Genomic DNA, 17,059 nt, shown 5'->3' with positions numbered 1-17,059 from the left:
TGGTTTAGCAACCCGGCCCTGGGTGGGCCGGTCTGCGGCAACCACACGCGCTGACTTCACCTCCACCCCGAGCCGGATGATGACCGGCTCGACGGGTTCGACATCCCGTGGGTCGGCCTTGAAGTAAAGGAACCCACCAACGATGACTACCGCAGCCGACGTCGACGCGCGGCATTCCGATCTGGATGATCAACGCACCCTCAGCGTGAGCCCATTGCGCTCACCTGCGGAGGTGCGTCAGGTCCACCGGATCACCGATCCGCTGGCCGACGTGGTCCGTGCCGGTCGCAAAGCCACCGTCGATGTGCTCAACGGCACCGACGATCGCCTGATGGTGATCGTCGGGCCGTGTTCGGTGCACGATCCCGCCGCCGCGCTGGACTACGCCCGTCGTCTCGCCGCCAAGTCGGCCGAGTTGAACGACCGGCTGCATGTGGTGATGCGGGTGTACTTCGAGAAGCCGCGCACCACCCTGGGCTGGAAGGGGCTGATCAACGATCCGCACCTGGACGGTTCCTTCGACGTCAACACCGGCCTGGGCATCGGCCGCAAGGTGCTGGTCGATATCACCGCGCTCGGCCTGCCGGTGGCCTGTGAATTCCTCGACCCGATCACCCCGCAGTACATCGCGGATCTGGTCTCCTACGGCGCCATCGGCGCGCGCACCGCGGCCAGTCAGGTGCACCGCCAGCTGAGCAGTGCGCTGTCCATGCCGGTCGGCATCAAGAACGGCACCGACGGCGATGTGCAGGTGGCCGTCGACGGTGTCCGCGCCGCCGCCGCGAGCCACGTGTTCCCCGGCACCGACCTCGACGGTCGCTCGGCGCTGATCCGCACCACCGGCAATCCGGACTGCCATGTGATCCTGCGCGGCGGCAGCAACGGCCCGAACTACGACGCCGCCTCGGTCGCCGAGGCCTGCATCCGGTTGGAGAAGGCTTCGCTGCCGCAGCGGATCGTGGTCGACGCCAGCCACGGCAATAGCAATAAGGATCACAACAAGCAGGTCGACGTGGTCACCGATATCGCGGGCCGGCTGGCTGCGGGTGAACCGGGCGTGGTCGGGGTGATGCTGGAGAGCTTCCTGGTCGCGGGCCGCCAGGATCTGACCCTCGGGCACGCCGACGCGCTGACCTACGGCCAGTCCATCACCGATGCCTGCATCGATTGGGATACCACGGCCGCCCAGCTCGACCGCCTCGCCGATGCCGTGCGGCAGCGCCGCAACCGCTGATATCCAAGCCTGCCGCCCCGGTGAAAGCCGGGGCGCGGCTACGGATTTCGGCGCGGTTTGGCGACGATGCCGAGAATATCGCCGGAGGACACGGTGGCGCCGTCGAAGCCCGCGGTGGCCAGATAGTCGATGAGGTGTCCTGGCGCCGGTTTGGGGCTGGCGCTGGTGTGCCCGCCTGGTTGGCCGTATCCATAGAACAGGTACAGCGTGCCGTCGGGCGCGAGCACCTGCCGGATCAGGGCCAGTTCGGCGGTGGGGCGTTTGGTCCAGAACATGTTCACGTTGACCGCGACGACCTTGTCGAATCCGCCGGTGGCCGGTTCGATCTCGGCGAGCACCCGGCCGCGGTCGAGCTTGTCCAATCCGGCGTGCAGCAGGTGGACCTTGCCGCAATCGATCAGGGCGGCATGGCGTTTCGCCGCGCGGGCGATCGCCGTTGCCGAGCGGTCGACGCCGACGATCCGGCCGCGGTCCAGCCGCGCGGCCAGGTATGCGATCGAATCACTGGAGCCGGGACCGATCTCCAGGATCCGGTCGTCGGGCCGCACGTGCATGGTTTCGGCGATCCAGTCGAATCGGGTATCAGCCGGCATATCCGCAATCTACGACGGTTGCGGTGGGGTGGTCGGTGGTTCGGTCAGATCCCGGGCGGCCAATCCGTGGCCGGGCCGCGCGGATCCGTCGCCAGCCGCCCCGCGAGCCAGGTGTCGCGGCGGACGCCGCGTTGTGTGCTGCCGAGCCGCGCCATGCCCTCGTAGTGAAACCCGTTGCGGCGGATCACCGCGGCCGAGGCGTGGTTACCCACGAACGCGCGCCAGCCGATCCGCGCGAGAGACAATCCGTCCGGATCGAAACCGAATTCGCACACCAGGGCGATCGCACGCGACATCAGCCCGCGTCCGCGTTGTGCGGGCATCAGCCAGAAGCCGATCTCCGATGCCGATTCGTCGCGTGCTTCCAGGCTGATCATGCCGACGACCGGACCGTCGGCGCGCTGCCGCAGCGCCCAGGTAGGGCTGCGGGCGGCCCAGCCCGGCCCGACAATCTCGTTGACGAAGGCCTCGGCGTTCTCCCGGTCATACGGCACCGGAATCGTCACCCACTCGGCGATGGTCGGCTCCTGGCAGCATTCGACGATATCGTCGATATCGGCCTCGGTCGGCCGCGACAGCCAGACTGTTCCGTCGGATAGCGGATGATCCTCCATGGGAGCATCGTGTCATGCGACTCCCGGTCGGCTCATTCGGATTTCGCATGACGGCCGGTCCGGCCCGAGGTCAAGCGGCGATCTCACAGACCGTAGAATCGGCCCGATGGTTTCCGCTCTTCTCGCCGACCTGTTCGAATCGCATCGGGCGCATCTGCTCTCGGTCGCATACCGGCTGACGGGCAGCGCGGGCGACGCCGAGGACGCGGTGCAGGAGAGTTGGCTGCGGCTGGCGGGTACGCATCAATCCGAGATCGAGGATCTGCGGGCCTGGCTGACCACCGTGGTCGGCCGAATCTGCCTGGACCGCTTGCGCAGTGCCGCGGTGCGTCGGGAAAGCTATGTGGGGCAGTGGCTTCCGGAACCCATTGTGACCGGCATTACGCCGTCGAGCACGCCGGATCCGTTGGATGCGGTGGTTCGCAAACAGGAATGCAGCCTCGCCGCCATGGTGGTGTTGGAAAGTCTGACGCCGCCACAGCGCGTGGCATTCGTACTGCACGACGGACTTTCGGTGCCCTTCGACGAAATCGCGGAAATCCTGGGCGTTTCGGTGGAGGCGGCGCGTCAGCTGGCGGTGCGGGCCAGGAAGTCCGTCGCACAGGCCCCGCCGCCCACGCCGGATGTCGAACACGCGGCCGCGGTGCGGAAGTTCGTGGATGCGCTGGCCGCCGGTGATATCGGCGCGGTAACCGCTGCGCTGCATCCGGATGCGGTGATGATCGGCGATGCCAATGGCGCCACATCCACTGCGGTCAATGTCATCGGCGGCGCGGATAAGGTCGCCCGCTTCCTGCTCGGACTGATACGCAAGCACGGGATGGATGGCTCGTCGGAGCCGACGCTGGAATACGAATTCGCCACGGTCAATGGGCAATTGGGTTTGGTAGTGCATCGGGTCGCCCCGGGGTACGGTCGCCTCGACGGTCCGGCCCGCGTCGTCGGATTCGCCGTTCGCGACGGATTGGTCTGCGGCGCCTACGATCTCGCGAATCCGGAAAAGCTGTCCCGGGTCCGCCTCGGCTGAGGCGGTGCCAGGCCGTGCCCTCATCGCCAGGCCTGACACCGCCGGTGGGCTACGGCGTGGAGGAGCCCAGGAACCAGTTCCCGGTGGACGATCCGGTGCCGCTATTGCCGGTCGATGAGCCGTTGAACCAGTCGCCGGTGGAGGAGCCGAATCCGGAGATCAGCTCGTGTGCGACATTTCGGAGGAAACCCAGTACGGTTCCGGCGACCTCCGACGTGGCCGGATTCAGTACCAGGTCCAGATACGAGGCCATCAGCGCCCCTTTCGAGCTACCGCCTTGTGAGCGGTTTGTGAGGTAGAACACGGCGAGGCTAGCCGCCGTTGGGAAAACGCACAACCATGCAGGTAGAGAGCCTAATTCAAAAGTGAAACATAGCCGTTCGCTATCTAATGGCAACAATAGCGATCGCTGAGCTACGCTCCGGATATGTCCTCGCAATCCGCGACCGTCGCTCGCCTGCGCCCTTTTGCCTCCACGATCTTCGCGGAGATGACCGAATTAGCCGTCCGCCACGACGCGGTCAATCTGGGGCAGGGATTTCCGGACACCGACGGTCCCGCTGGCATGCTCGAGGTCGCGCGCCAGGCCATCGCCGACGGACTGAACCAGTACCCGCCCGGGCGCGGCATGCCGATCCTGCGCCACGCCATCGCCGCCGACCGGGCACGCCGCTACGGCACCCACTACGACCCGGACACCCAGGTGCTGGTCACCGTCGGGGCCACGGAGGCGATCAGCGCCGCCGTGCTCGGGCTGGTGGAACCCGGCCGGGAGGTCGTGCTGATCGAGCCCTATTACGACTCCTACGCGGCCGCGGTCGCACTGGCCGGGGCGCGGCGGCGCACGGCCCACCTCGTCGCCGACGGTGACCGCTTCGTCCTCGACCTGGACAGCCTGCGCGCGGCCATTACGCCCGCGACCAAGATGTTGATCGTCAATTCACCGCACAACCCGACCGGTACCGTACTCGACCGCGCCGATCTGACGGCGATCGCCGAAATCGCCTGCGAGCACGACCTATTGGTGCTCACCGACGAGGTCTACGAACATCTCGTCTACGACGGCAACGAGCACATCAGCCTCGCCACCCTGCCCGGTATGGCCGAGCGCACCATCGTGGTGTCCAGCGCGGCAAAGACTTTCAACGTCACCGGCTGGAAGACCGGCTGGGCCTGTGGCCCTGCGGATCTCATAGACGGTGTGCTCGCGGCCAAACAGTTCATGACCTTCGTGGCGGGCGGGCCGTTCCAACCTGCCGTCGCGCACGCGCTGAACAATGAACTCGGCTGGGTCGCCGGACTGCGAGACGCGCTATCGGATAAGCGACTCCGGCTCGCTGCCGCGCTCAAGGACACCGGTTTCGGGGTGCGGGAGAGCGCGGGTGGCTATTTCATCTGCGCGGATATCACGCCGATGGGCGCGACCGACGGCCTGGCCTTCTGCCGGGAGCTCCCGTCTCGCCTCGGCGTCGCGGCCGTGCCGATCAGCGTCTTCGCCGATCACGCGCAGGCGTGGAATCACCTGGTGCGCTTCACATTCTGCAAACGCGACGAAACCCTCGACGAGGGCGTGCGCCGACTCCGCGCGGGTGTGCGGGTCGGCTGAGCTGGCTCAGTCGGTGGTTTCTCTGGGATGGGTGATGTGCCTGGCCTGGGGCGCGCGCCATTGGAAGCGACGCGCGAGGAGTCGAACCACAATCGCGACGAGCGCGGCGAGAAAGCCGGTCCAGGCGCGATAGGCGCCGAAGTGTAGAAGCGCGGCGGTGGTTATCGAGCCGAAAAGGGCGGGCACCGCGTACAACTCCTGATCCGGACGCAGCACGCTGGGCACCTGTCCGCTGAGCACGTCCCGGATCACACCGCCGCCGATGGCGGTAACCATGCCGAGCAGTGCGGCGGTCGGGGCGCCGGTGCCGTGGGTGTAGGCGACCACGGTTCCCGTGACACAGAACAGGCCGAGGCCCACCGTATCGGCGATCTCGAGTGGGCCCCTGGTCAGCCTGCTCGGCGGATGCCGGAAGAAGATGACAAGCGTGGTCAGTAGGGAGGCGCACAGGAACGTCAGGTCGGTGAACGCGGCGGGCGGGGTGCGGCCGATGAGCAGATCACGGATGACGCCGCCACCGAGCGCGGTGCTGCACGCGAGCACCGCCATCCCGAAGATATCGAGGTTCTTGCGGACGGCGAGCAGCGCACCGGAGGTCGCGAACGCGACGACTCCCAGCAGCTCGCCGGTCCGCTGGGCGGCGGTCACCGCCGAGTCGAGCTGCGTCGCCATGACATCCAGACCGGCACCCATCCATCCGCTCCCTTCCACGTGCACTCCTGCTGGAGCAGGGTTGCACGACGGGGTGCTATGAACTCCGCCACACCCTTGACGCCGCCGCGACGCCTCAGGAGGTCACACCTGTCAGGCGGGCATCGGGCGGGCGCGGTCGGCGGCGACCAGCACGGCGATCCCGCCGAGCATCGTGCCCGTGACGTAGCGCTGGATTCGCAGCCACAGCGGCCGACCGGTCAGGAAGGCGGCGATCCCGCCCGCCCCGAGCACGATCAGCGCGTCCACCGACAACCCCACCGCGATCTGCACCGACCCGAGGCACAGGCTCTGCAACCACACCCGCCCGTGCTCGGGCGCGACGAACTGCGGAATCAGCGCCATGTACATGATCGCGATCTTCGGATTCAGCAGATTGGTGACCAGTCCCATGGTGAACAACCGCCGGGTCGGATCCGATGGCAGTTCGGCGGGCGCGAATACCGAGGTCCCACCGGGCCGTACCGCCTGCCAGGCCAGCCACAGCAGATATCCCGCCCCCGCTAGTTTCACGGCCAGATACAGCCCCGGGACCACCGCGAACACCGCGGTGATCCCCGCCGTGGCCGCCGCCAGATATACCGCGAACCCGGCCGCCACACCCCCGAGCGAGACCAATCCGGCCCGCCGACCTTGTGAAACGCTGCGCGAAACCAGATACATCATGTTCGGCCCCGGCGTCAGCACCATTCCCAGCGCAGCCGCCGCCACTCCCAGAATCGCCGCGTTATCGATCATGGCCCGATCCTCACCCGCCGACCCCGTCCCCGTCGCGGTCCAGTCGAGCGCCGCTGGCCTGGCGCCGTCGGAACAAAACCGGCGGCCCAGACGCTGTAGTACCGAGGCCGATGTGAGCACCGCACCCGTCGGCATGGCCCGCTACCCGCCGGATTGTCGGTGGTGTCGGGAACAATGGGCCGAAGTCGCACGCGCGATCGGATCCCGATCGCGGTATACGAGGAGAGATCGTGAGCGAGCGTAGCGAGGGAACCATAGGCACAGCACCTGCGGTCGCGGCGGAGCCGAGCCCTAGCGAGGCGGAGCTGTGACCGACGGTCCGCTGATCGTTCAGAGTGACAAGACGCTGCTGCTCGAGGTCGACCACGAGTTGGCCGGGGTGGCGCGGCAGGCGATCGCGCCGTTCGCGGAGTTGGAGCGGGCGCCGGAGCATGTGCACACCTATCGGGTGACGCCGTTGGCGCTGTGGAATGCGCGCGCCGCGGGGCATGACGCCGAGCAGGTGGTGGACGCGCTGGTCAGCTACTCGCGGTATGCGGTGCCGCAGCCACTGCTGGTCGACGTTGTGGACACCATGGCCAGGTATGGCCGTTTGCAGCTGGTTAAGCATCCCGCGCACGGGTTGACGCTGGTCAGTCTGGATCGGGCGGTGCTCGAAGAGGTGCTGCGACACAAGAAGATCGCCCCGATGCTCGGTGCCCGCCTCGACGAGGACACCGTCGTCGTGCATCCGTCCGAGCGCGGCCGGATCAAGCAGATGCTGCTCAAGATCGGCTGGCCCGCCGAGGATCTGGCTGGCTATGTCGACGGCGAAGCGCATCCGATCGAGCTGGATTACACCGGCGGCCAGTGGCATCTGCGTGACTATCAGGAGATGGCCGCCGATTCCTTCTGGGCCGGTGGTTCCGGTGTGGTCGTGCTGCCGTGTGGTGCGGGCAAGACCATGGTCGGCGCCGCCGCGATGGCCAAGGCGCAGGCGACGACATTGATCCTGGTCACCAATACCGTGGCCGGACGGCAGTGGCGGCGCGAACTGCTGGCGCGAACCTCGTTGACCGAGGACGAGATCGGCGAATACTCCGGTGAGCGCAAGGAGATCCGTCCGGTCACCATTGCCACCTATCAGGTGATCACCCGCCGCACCAAGGGCGAGTACAAGCATCTCGAACTCTTCGACAGCCGCGACTGGGGCCTGGTCATCTACGACGAGGTGCACCTGCTGCCCGCACCGGTTTTCCGGATGACCGCCGATCTGCAATCGCGACGCAGGCTCGGACTCACCGCGACCCTGGTGCGCGAGGACGGCCGCGAGGGCGATGTGTTCTCGCTGATCGGACCGAAGCGCTACGACGCCCCGTGGAAGGACATCGAGGCCCAGGGCTGGATCGCCCCCGCCGAATGCATCGAGGTCCGGGTCACCCTGACCGATGCCGAGCGGATGGCCTACGCCACCGCCGAGCCCGAGGAGCGCTACAAGCTCTGCTCGACCGCGCGCACGAAAATCCCTGTGGTGGAATCGATTCTGGCCCAGCACAAGGATGCGCCGGCCTTGGTGATCGGCGCCTACCTGGATCAACTGGACGAACTCGGCGTCGATCTCAACGCGCCGGTCATTCAGGGTTCGACGAAAACCAAAGAGCGCGAAGAACTTTTCGACGCCTTCCGGCGCGGTGAGATTCCGGTGCTGGTGGTGAGCAAGGTCGCGAACTTTTCCATCGATTTGCCCGAAGCGTCTGTCGCGGTGCAGGTTTCGGGAACATTCGGTTCGCGCCAGGAGGAAGCGCAACGACTCGGTCGGCTATTGCGGCCGAAACAGGATGGGGGCCAAGCCCACTTCTATTCGGTCGTCGCACGTGACACCCTGGACGCCGAATACGCCGCGCACCGGCAGCGTTTCCTCGCCGAACAGGGGTACGCCTATCGCATAACGGATGCCGATGACTTGCTGGGGCCCGCCATCGGATAAGCGGAGGACTTATCTCCGATACGTGTGCTAGGAATGATGCCGTGCGACGCTTCGAATTCGCGGTGGACCGTAACCACGCGCATGCGGTCAACGAAGTCTTCGCCGACTTGCGTCGACTGCGCGTCATGGCGATCGCGGCCGCCGTCATCGCCGCGACCGGCACCGCGTACCTGATCTGGCTCAACCACCCGTGGGCCTATCTGCTGGCGATCGCATTCGCGCTCGGCGCGGTGGTCGCGCTGTGGGTGGCGTTCTGGACGCCGCACCTTTCCAGCATCGACAAGCTCTACGCCGACGGTGAGCTGGTCCCCGCCGTTGTCTCCGAGACCCATCCGAGCGGGGTGGTACTGCTCGCCCTGGTCGACGTCTCGAAACCGGAGACGCCAGATCCGCGCTACGCCCTGGTGATCAGGAAGGTTCGTGACCTGCCCGGACACGAGAAGCGCGCGGGCGAGCGGGTGCCGTCGGTCGCGGTGCGCACCGATCGGGCGCCGCGCCAGGTCGGCGAGCGCTGGCAGTCGGTCAGCGCCATGCCGATCGCCTGGGGCACCCGGGACGGCACCGTCATCGAGCGCGCCCGCGCGGCCATCAGCGAGGCCGAATGGCGGTTGCTCACCGACAATCTCGCGCTCGCCGACAAGGTGCGGCGCACCTCCGCCAAACGGTTGCTGCTCGACCCGGACCAGCTCCCCGGCGAACTGGGCTCCTGAACATCCGAATTCCCTTGCGCCGCCCAATAGACTCGGTAGATGGTTCCGGCGTCAAATCTGCTGGCATTTATCGCCGCATCGATTGTCATCATCGTCATCCCCGGCCCGGGTGTGCTGTTCACCATCGGCCGCGCGCTCGCGCTCGGCCGCCGCGCCGCCCTGGTCTCGGTAGTCGGCCATTCAGCAGGCGTTTTCGTCGCACTGCTGCTGGTCTCGGTCGGGCTCGGCACCCTGCTCGCGGCCTCGGCGCTCGCGCTCACCGTGGTGAAGTTCGCGGGCGCGCTGTATCTGATGTACCTCGGAATCCAGGCGATTCGAGAGCGCAAGGTTCTGCGGGAGGCGCTGAACGCCAAGATCGACCCCGCCGATTCCCGGGTCTTTCGGCAGAGCGTCTTGGTGGGGCTGACCAACCCGAAGGCGATCGTCTTCTTCTCGGCGGTACTGCCGCACTTCGCCGATCCGGCGGCGGGCTCGCTGCCATTGCAGTTCCTCATTCTCGGCACCATCTTCTTGGTGATCGCGCTGATCTCCGATAGCGCGTGGGGTCTGCTCGCCGCATCGGCACGCACCTGGTTCGCCCGCTCGCCGCAACGCCTCGAGGCGGTCGGCGGCGCGGGTGGCGCGATGATCTTCGGCCTCGGCGCGTCGGTGGCGCTCAGCGGTAGCGTCGACTGAAGCGACTACGATCCACCGAGGTCGGTGGGCCGGAAAGGGGTGGTCGTCGAATGAGGTGGTCCGGCTTATTGTGTGCGGCGGTGGTCGGCGCGGTGGTCGCCGCTCCGATTCCGGCGACTGCCGATCCGCTGGTCGGCGCGCCCGGACTGGGTGACCCGTACTACCCGCTGGACGGCAACGGCGGTTACGACGCCCGCCATTACGAGGTCACCATCGACTACGACCCGCCGAGTCACCAGCTCACCGGCACCACCCGGATCGACGCCACCGCCACCCAGGCGCTGCGGATGTTCAACCTCGACTTCGACGGACCGGACGTGGGCATGGTCTCGGTGAACAACCTGCCCGCCGCCTTCGACCGCAACGGCGAGCACGAACTGACCGTGACGCCACTGCTGCCGCTGCTGCCCGGGCTGCCGTTCACCGTGACCGTCGACTACGCGGGCCGGGCCGGGAATACCGATGGCAACGGCTGGACCTACGCACCCAGTGGCGGCGCCTTCGTCGCGGGTGAACCGCATTCGGCCACCACCTGGTACCCGCTCAACGACACTCCGCTGGACAAGGCCACCTTCACGCTGCACGCGTCGGTGCCCGCGGAATGGGAGGTGGTGTCCAACGGTGTGCGGACACAGAACGAGGTCACCGGTGCGAAGCGCAACGTCACCTGGGAGACGCATCAACCGGTGCTCGGTTATCTGACCACCATCGCGATCGATCACTACGACTACCTCGAGCAGCGCCGAGCCAATGGCACCCCGCTGATCAGCGCCTTCGTCCCCGATGCGGAGCGCAACAGGGAAACCGAGCAGCGCCTGCCCGAGATTCTCGACTTCGAAGAGGCGCTCTACGGCCCCTACCCGTTCGACGCCGCGGGCGGCATCTACGTCGACGCGGACCTGGAGTTCTCGCTGGAGACCCAGACCCGTCCGATCTACGCGCCATGGACCGACCTGCGGATCGTGGTGCACGAAATAGCGCACCAGTGGTGGGGCGATTCGGTATCGGTGCGGCAATGGTCCGATATCTGCCTGAACGAATGCTTCGCCAGCTATACCGCCGATTATCTGTGGCCGGAGCGAATGGAAGGCCGAGATGTCGACGCCGACTACCGCGCAACCATTCAGAAATACCGTGACCGGTCGGAGTTCTGGGATATCCCGTTGCAAAATCCGGGTGTCGGAAATGAATTCACCTGCGTCTACTATCGTGGCTCGCTGTTCCTGCACGCCTTGCGCAAACAGCTGGGTGACGACGTATTCTTCGCCGCCGTCCGGGAATTCAATGCCGCACACGCCTACGGCAATGCCTCGATGCCGGAGTTCCGCACGTTCATGCAGTCGAAATCCCACACCGATCTGACCGGTTTCTTCGACGCCTGGCTGAACCGCACCACCGTGCCCTCGGATGAATACCTCTTTCCCGGCACGCTGCGCAGCTGACGATCACTCACTCCTCGACCCGCTCGCGGGCCCGCCGCACCCAGCGTTCGACCCGATCGAGTTGCTTCTGAGCCGCACGCAACTGCTCCTGCGCGCCGCGTTCGGCGGTGCGGGCGAACTGCTTCTGCTGCTCGGCGTGCTCGAGTTCGGTGCGCAGCGCTTCGATGCGAGATTCGCTCTCGGCCAAGCGGTTCGCCGCCGCTTCGGCCTCATCCTGCGCCGAATCCTTTGCCACACGGGCGGATTCGAGGGCTTCGAGCGCATCGTCGAGTTCCCGGCGCGCGTTGTCCGCCGCCGGTTTCGTCACGGATTCCGTTGTGTCCGTTGCGTCGACGGCGGTCAGTACGGCTCCGCTCGGTCCGAAACCTGCATAACTCGCCGAGGTCGTCAACGTCCCGGTATGCACCTGCTCGGCCACGGTGTCATCGGCCAGCGCCGCCGTCAGCGTCTGGCCCACCTCGCGCAATACCCCCTCGCCGACCGGATGCCCGCGATCGGCGGCCAGCGCACCGGCGCGTTTGGCAAGTGCGTTCACCGCCTGTTGCCGCTGTGCGGTCAAGGTGCGCAGCTGATCGCCGGACAATTCTCGCTGCGCCGCGCGCAAAGCCGCGCCCAGTCGCAGCAGTGCGTCGAGATCGTCGGGCGCCGCGCGGGCCAGCAGATTCACCGTCCACGCGACCACCGTCGGCTTGCGTAGTTTGCCGATGGCGCCCGCGAGTTCTCTATCGCCCGCATCCTTGGCCTCGGCGACGCGTGCCGCCCTGGCGGCTATGAACTCACCAGGGTCGAGTCCGTACAGGTCGACGGCGACCTCTTCGAGCCTCATACTTTCCAAGCGTAACGACCGGGTCTCCGGAAGCGACAGAATGCACATATTGGACAAACGTCCAGGTAGTGGTAGCGCGAAAGGCATTGATAGTGAACAGTTTAGGGCTCACCGTCCTCGTCACCCTGATCCCGAAATACGTTGGTCTCGCGCTGCAGGGGCTGACCGGACTGTACGGGCTGTACTGAGCCGCGGCTCGGGTTGGTCGGTCGTCCGAACTGCTGATGCGGTTCGGACGACCGTGACGGTATTCTCACCGCGTTCACGACTACCGTGAACGCGTTCGGTGAGAGAGGGTTTCACGTTGAAGATCCCAGGAATGAGGCTGCTGGCACGTCTTGTGCTCGCCCTCCTGGCGGTGGGCGCATTGGTGGCCGCGGTGACCGGTTGTTCGGCGCTCGACAATGCAAGCAAGTCCGACACCGCCAAGGCGAAGGTCGGTGAATGCATCAATGTCACCGACAGTTCATCGACGGCCACCAAATCCGAGCCGGTCGACTGCTCCTCGGCCAAGGCGGTCTACAAGGTATTCCAGACCGCGGACAACAAGCTCGACTGCGCTGCCGAATACACCACCTACACCGAGGACCTGGTGAGCGGCGGCAAGGCCTACATGTGCCTGGCGCCGAACTTCAAGCAGGGCAGCTGCTATGCCGATGTCGGCTCCAACCCCTACAAGTACGTGGACTGCTCCTCGTCCGAGGCCACATTCAAGGTGGTCAAGCGCATCGACGGCCAGGCCGACGAGCTGCTGTGCGATGCCGACGCGACCAGCTTCGTGACCGTGCCTGATCCGAAGGTCACCTTCTGCCTCGGCGCGGCCAAGGGCTGATTACTCCAGTAGGGCGACCGACGCGATCCGGTGCAGGGTGAAATGCCGGACCGCGCCGGTCACCGGGTCCAGCGCGTCGAGCTGGCCGTTGCCGACCTTCAGCGGTTCGACAACGCGCTGCGACGCGACGCCCTGGGCGTCGACATAACCGATATTGACCGACCGCCGCACCCGCGCCGCCAGTTGCAGCAGCGCCAGGGTCGCGGCGGTACTGGTTCGGGTGCCGTCGGTGCGCACCGCCTGCCCCTTGCGGGCGCTGGCGGCCCGCTCGCCCGCGCGCAGCTCCGCGACGAGCAGTTCCAATTGCTCGGTGCTCGGCGGCGTCGGCCGATACGGCTGCCTGGCATGCGGGCGGACCGCGATTCGGGCGCCGCGCGGGCGCAGATCGACGATGGTGCCCGCCGAATCCTCACCGGCCGGTGCGAATCCGGCCGCGCGCAGCCGTTCGAGCAGTTCGCCGAGCGGGGCCTGCGCGATGGCGACGGTCGGCGCGATGGACCGCAGCGCCAGTTCGCTCGCCACCGGCGAGGCCAGCACCTGAGCCAGCAGCGTGGGATCGTCACTGCGCACGAACGACTGCGCCATTCCGGCGCGTAGCTGGCCGTGCCTGCGCGCCACGTCATCGATCAGATAGGTCAGCGACTGGGGGATCGGCGTGCGGGAGTGGGTGGTGAACAGCGTATGCAGTTCCGCCGCCGTCATCCCGGCGTCCAGCGCGCGCCGCACCGACGTATCGCTGATCCGGTAAACCGTTGCCGCACCGGCGGATTCGACATCGGCGACGAGCGCGACCCGGCTCTGCAACTCGGGGGTCAGCGGGCCGGGTGCGATAACCGTCAGATCCGCCTGGACCAGCACATGATCGACCGGTTCCGGCAGGGCCGACTCCATCTCGGCCTCGGCATCGGATGCGCTGGTCGGCGCACCGTGCAGCAGCGCCCTGGCCGGTGAGCCGAGCGCGCCGCGCCCGACGAATCCCAGCGTCGCGGCCTCCTGCAGCGTGTGCTCGACCGCCTCGGCGCGAAAGTGCCTGCGCCACCGCGGTTGTCGCCAGGCCAGGATGCGGCCGATATCGGCGGGATCCAGCGCGTTGCCGGTCGGATATTCGGCGAGCAGATTCAGCATGATGCGCCGGTCGCGCGGTGCGTGCGGAGTGCGCAGTTCGATCGACAGTGCCGCGAGCGGTTTGTCGTTGGCGTCGCGCATGCCGATCATCCACGGCATCCGGTCCAGCTCCAGCCAGGCAAGTGCCAGCGCCACCCAGCGGCGCGCGGGCGGTGCGTCCCGCCAGCCGTCGGCGGCCGGGGTCGGCGCCCAGAAGTCGTCGGTGGAGTCGAATTCCGGCGGCGGGTCCGGCATCCCCTTCTCGATGAGCTTGGCCGCCGCGAGCAGTTCGACGAGCAGTCCGGCGCGCGGTTCGTCGATACCGGTCTGCTTGGCGATGCGGCGCAACTCCCGCACGCCGAGCCCACCCGCGCGCAAGGCGGGCGCGGGCACCTGGCCGAGTGCCTCCAGAATGTCGGCGCAGTGCCGCAGCAGCTCGCCCACTTCGCCCGCCGCGACCGCGTTCACATCGGTGGGACTCTGCTTCGTCGGTGTCGGCTGCGGGGGTTCGAGGGCATGCGGATGGGTCACCGGTTCCCGGCGCAGCACCTGGCCGACGGTGACCGGGAGTTCGACCGTCTCGTCATCGATCCAGCGCAACAGCCGGTGACCGAGCAGTTGCTGGATCGGGCGGTCGGCGGGTGTGCCCGGCGCGGCGTCCCTGGTGCGCCCGCGCGGGCCGGTTGCGGCCAGTTTGTCCAGCAGTGCGCGTTCGGTGGGGGAGACCGCCGCCAGGGCGGCCACCACCTCGGGCTCGGTGAGTGCGTCCGGAATCTCGGTGGCGGAGCCGAGCGGCCAGGGCAGCGCCTCGGCGGCGGCCGGGATCAGATGCAGGTCGTCACCGTCGTTCCACACCAGCGCACGATCGGACAAGCGGGTCAGTGCGGCATCGATCGCGGCGACCTTCACCCGATCTTTCAACTGCAAGCGCAGCGCCTTGCGACTCATCGGCGTGCCGCCGGACCCCGTCGACCGGTGCACCGCAAGGGTTTCCACGATCGCGAATTCGAGTGTGTCGAGGTCGTCGGTGGCGCGCATTACCGACGCGCGCTGTTCGGCGCGGGCCGCGAGCACCGCCATCGAGGAGGGCAGTGGCACGGCCAGATCGGGCCGGAGTTCGAGCAGAGCCACCAGCTGCGCATCGCTACGGGCCGCGAGCCAGCCCGTTATTGAATCGGTCGCAGTCATCGGATCCAGCCTACGGTGCAGGAGATCTGTCTGCCCGGTCTGCCTCGGCGCATGGTGTTCGCGGCGCCGGATGAGCGAGGCACGGCCGGCGCGTTAGCATGTGGACGTGGTGAACAAATCGAAGAAACCCTATGTCGACAACGGCTGGCCCTCGATAGAGGACGGTGGCCATGCGGTCACCGAACTGTCGTCGACCCGTTCCGGTGGGCTTTCGCCGTTCGGCGAGGACACCGAGTTTCCGGTCCCGGCCGATCAACTGCCGTACATGCACCCGAATACGGTGATCAACCGCTGAGCAGTCGAACGGAAAACCCGCGGATACGAGAAGGTCCCCGCATCACCATTGATGCGGGGACCTTCTTCGTACGGTCTGCTTTATGACGACTCAGGAGGGCAGCAGGTCCTTGTTCGCCTCGTAGAAGTTCACGACGCTCGGGTCGAGCTGAGTGCCCTTGGCGGCGTTGAAGAAATCGAGGGCTTCCTTCGGGATCTGCACGCCCTGGCCCTGTACGACGGCGACGGCGCGGTCGATCGCGTCGAAGACCTGCTGGCTCGGGTCGGCGACGGCCTGCTCGGGGGCGGCCGGGACCGGGTTCCAGCGGGGGGTCTCGGCGGAGGGGGCGGTGCGCGGGGTGGAGCCGCTGCTCAGGCCGAGCGAGGCCGAGCAAGAGGGCCAAGCGCCCCAGCCCTGGCTGGCGAGTACCTTCTCGGCGACCGCGATCTGCTGTTCGCGGCTGGCCTGGTTGGCCGTCGCGGCGTATTCGCCGCCGCCGTGCGCGGTCCAAGTGCCGGGGGAGAACTGCAGTCCGCCCTGGAAACCGTTGCCGGTGTTGATGCCCCAGTTGCCGCCGGCCTCGCACTGCGCGAGTCGATCCCAGTCGGAGTCGGGTGCCGCGCTGGCGTTTCCAGCGAGAGCCACACCAGCGGTGCCGATGATCGCGCCGGTGACGGCGACCTTGGCCACGGTGCGCCCGGTGGAGGTTGGCTTGCGATGGCGTCCACTCATATCGGGTTCTTCTGCCTCTCGTACGCATCTGCAAGTGGTCCGGACTGAGAGGTCGTCCGTCCCGCCCTCACCCCTGATTCCGTTGGGGTCCGGTACCCGCGGGGCGAGGTTCGATGCGGCGGGCCGGTGGTTGCCGGTTGTCCCGGCTGGGTAAGACCGTACGACGATCCCGGCGAAAAATCACTATTTGGTAACCGGCGGGTCCGATCGGGTCTCGGACCGGTATCGGTTGCGGCGGTGTCGCTTCCGCGCAGCTGAGAGACGGTGCGGCTGGGCCGGTAGCGGGCGTGTCCTGCTCCGTGACCGCGCCGTGATGTGACGAGGATCACATCAGAGATTCGGTAACGATTAGCAGGGGTAACCGGTTCACCGCGACCGTCGGCCGGACCACAGCGCGAAGCCGACCGAGCACAGGAAGCCGAGCGGCGCCAGCATCGCCGTCAGATACAGCCACAGAGCCGGGTCGGAGTCGCTGAAGATCGGGGTCAGAAATATGGCGACGATCGCCAGTAATCCGATCGCGAACAGGCCGAGTGCGACATACAGCAACCAGTCGCTGGCACGGCGCGGCGAGCGGCTCGGGGGCGGTGGCGCGGATGGGTTCGTCACTGCTCGACCGTAAAACTGATGTGCTTGCGTTATTCGCACCGGGGTAGACTCGATGCAATCGCGTCCTGCACAGCTGTGGGGCGCGTTCTTTTCGCAAACTGACAGGATCCGTCCGCGGCGTTTCGCCGGACGGGGCCTGGGCAGACGGATTTGCTCGGGCCGATGGGGTCCGGGTTTC

The 17,059-nt window shown here is 67.0% G+C and carries 18 protein-coding genes; 9 read left to right on the top strand and 9 right to left on the bottom strand.

Translation table 11 applies throughout. The annotated features are described in order from the left end of the window. Positions 1–142: 142 nt before the first annotated feature. Positions 143–1,234, top strand: coding sequence for a 3-deoxy-7-phosphoheptulonate synthase (locus tag ACHQ4I_RS05040; RefSeq protein ID WP_420770490.1), 1,092 nt, complete (start codon positions 143–145; stop codon positions 1,232–1,234). Between the two features lie 38 nt (positions 1,235–1,272). On the opposite strand, the gene ACHQ4I_RS05035 is transcribed toward ACHQ4I_RS05040, so the two are convergent. Beyond that, on the bottom strand, positions 1,273–1,827 hold the full coding sequence (locus ACHQ4I_RS05035; protein ID WP_420770489.1) for an SAM-dependent methyltransferase: 555 nt from the start codon (positions 1,825–1,827) through the stop codon (positions 1,273–1,275). A gap of 44 nt (positions 1,828–1,871) precedes the next feature. Continuing rightward, a complete protein-coding gene (locus tag ACHQ4I_RS05030; protein WP_420770488.1) occupies positions 1,872–2,441 on the bottom strand; it encodes a GNAT family N-acetyltransferase in 570 nt (189 codons plus the stop codon). Between the two features lie 106 nt (positions 2,442–2,547). Between ACHQ4I_RS05030 and ACHQ4I_RS05025 the strand changes: the two genes are divergently transcribed. After that, positions 2,548–3,468, top strand: a complete 921-nt coding sequence (locus ACHQ4I_RS05025) for a sigma-70 family RNA polymerase sigma factor (RefSeq protein WP_420770487.1) — start codon at positions 2,548–2,550, stop codon at positions 3,466–3,468. A 49-nt stretch (positions 3,469–3,517) separates the two neighbouring features. Here ACHQ4I_RS05025 and ACHQ4I_RS05020 read toward each other — a convergent pair whose 3' ends face one another. Continuing rightward, positions 3,518–3,721 (bottom strand): hypothetical protein, encoded by a 204-nt coding sequence (locus ACHQ4I_RS05020; protein ID WP_420770486.1) that lies wholly within the window; start codon positions 3,719–3,721, stop codon positions 3,518–3,520. 174 nt (positions 3,722–3,895) lie between these two features. Here ACHQ4I_RS05020 and ACHQ4I_RS05015 point away from each other — a divergent pair, with 174 nt between their 5' ends. After that, positions 3,896–5,074, top strand: a complete 1,179-nt coding sequence (locus ACHQ4I_RS05015; RefSeq protein WP_420770485.1) for a pyridoxal phosphate-dependent aminotransferase — start codon at positions 3,896–3,898, stop codon at positions 5,072–5,074. Positions 5,075–5,080: 6 nt separating this feature from the next. Here ACHQ4I_RS05015 and ACHQ4I_RS05010 read toward each other — a convergent pair whose 3' ends face one another. Next, the gene (locus tag ACHQ4I_RS05010; protein WP_420770484.1) at positions 5,081–5,767 is read right to left on the bottom strand and encodes a trimeric intracellular cation channel family protein; all 687 of its coding nucleotides are present in this window, start codon (positions 5,765–5,767) and stop codon (positions 5,081–5,083) included. Between the two features lie 111 nt (positions 5,768–5,878). Then, entirely contained in the window at positions 5,879–6,523 is a 645-nt protein-coding gene (locus tag ACHQ4I_RS05005; RefSeq protein WP_420770483.1) for a LysE family translocator, read from the bottom strand. Positions 6,524–6,830: 307 nt separating this feature from the next. Between ACHQ4I_RS05005 and ACHQ4I_RS05000 the strand changes: the two genes are divergently transcribed. From ACHQ4I_RS05000 to ACHQ4I_RS04985, 4 genes are read left to right on the top strand one after another with little or no spacing between them, the layout of a single operon-like run. Continuing rightward, positions 6,831–8,489, top strand: a complete 1,659-nt coding sequence (locus tag ACHQ4I_RS05000) for a DNA repair helicase XPB (RefSeq protein ID WP_420770482.1) — start codon at positions 6,831–6,833, stop codon at positions 8,487–8,489. 41 nt (positions 8,490–8,530) lie between these two features. After that, positions 8,531–9,199, top strand: a complete 669-nt coding sequence (locus ACHQ4I_RS04995; protein WP_420770481.1) for a DUF3239 domain-containing protein — start codon at positions 8,531–8,533, stop codon at positions 9,197–9,199. Positions 9,200–9,238: 39 nt separating this feature from the next. After that, complete coding sequence (locus tag ACHQ4I_RS04990; protein ID WP_420770480.1) at positions 9,239–9,874, top strand: LysE family translocator; 636 nt, start codon at positions 9,239–9,241, stop codon at positions 9,872–9,874. A 50-nt stretch (positions 9,875–9,924) separates the two neighbouring features. Continuing rightward, positions 9,925–11,316: a M1 family metallopeptidase gene (locus ACHQ4I_RS04985; protein WP_420770479.1), complete on the top strand. Its 1,392-nt coding sequence runs from the start codon at positions 9,925–9,927 to the stop codon at positions 11,314–11,316. Positions 11,317–11,323: 7 nt separating this feature from the next. Here ACHQ4I_RS04985 and ACHQ4I_RS04980 read toward each other — a convergent pair whose 3' ends face one another. After that, the gene (locus ACHQ4I_RS04980; protein ID WP_420770478.1) at positions 11,324–12,142 is read right to left on the bottom strand and encodes a hypothetical protein; all 819 of its coding nucleotides are present in this window, start codon (positions 12,140–12,142) and stop codon (positions 11,324–11,326) included. 319 nt (positions 12,143–12,461) lie between these two features. Here ACHQ4I_RS04980 and ACHQ4I_RS04975 point away from each other — a divergent pair, with 319 nt between their 5' ends. Further along, positions 12,462–12,974 carry an LppU/SCO3897 family protein gene (locus ACHQ4I_RS04975; RefSeq protein ID WP_420770477.1) on the top strand — a complete coding sequence of 171 codons (513 nt, stop codon included), beginning with the start codon at positions 12,462–12,464 and terminating at the stop codon, positions 12,972–12,974. On the opposite strand, the gene ACHQ4I_RS04970 is transcribed toward ACHQ4I_RS04975, so the two are convergent. Continuing rightward, positions 12,975–15,266, bottom strand: coding sequence for a helicase-associated domain-containing protein (locus tag ACHQ4I_RS04970; RefSeq protein WP_420770476.1), 2,292 nt, complete (start codon positions 15,264–15,266; stop codon positions 12,975–12,977). It abuts the gene before it with no gap. Positions 15,267–15,372: 106 nt separating this feature from the next. On the opposite strand from ACHQ4I_RS04970, the gene ACHQ4I_RS04965 reads away from it, so the two are divergent. After that, positions 15,373–15,561: a hypothetical protein gene (locus ACHQ4I_RS04965; RefSeq protein WP_420770475.1), complete on the top strand. Its 189-nt coding sequence runs from the start codon at positions 15,373–15,375 to the stop codon at positions 15,559–15,561. Between the two features lie 90 nt (positions 15,562–15,651). Here the strand turns inward: ACHQ4I_RS04965 and ACHQ4I_RS04960 are convergent, their stop codons facing one another. Continuing rightward, positions 15,652–16,272, bottom strand: a complete 621-nt coding sequence (locus ACHQ4I_RS04960; protein ID WP_420770474.1) for a resuscitation-promoting factor Rpf1 domain-containing protein — start codon at positions 16,270–16,272, stop codon at positions 15,652–15,654. Positions 16,273–16,638: 366 nt separating this feature from the next. Next, positions 16,639–16,881, bottom strand: a complete 243-nt coding sequence (locus ACHQ4I_RS04955) for a hypothetical protein (RefSeq protein ID WP_420770473.1) — start codon at positions 16,879–16,881, stop codon at positions 16,639–16,641. Positions 16,882–17,059 lie beyond the last annotated feature (178 nt).

It is taken from the genome of Nocardia nepalensis, assembly GCF_048910785.1.
In the GTDB taxonomy this organism is placed as follows: Bacteria; Actinomycetota; Actinomycetes; order Mycobacteriales; family Mycobacteriaceae; genus Nocardia; species Nocardia nepalensis.
Note: the sequence above shows the minus strand (reverse complement) of the source record. Positions and strands in the feature narration are given on the sequence as shown.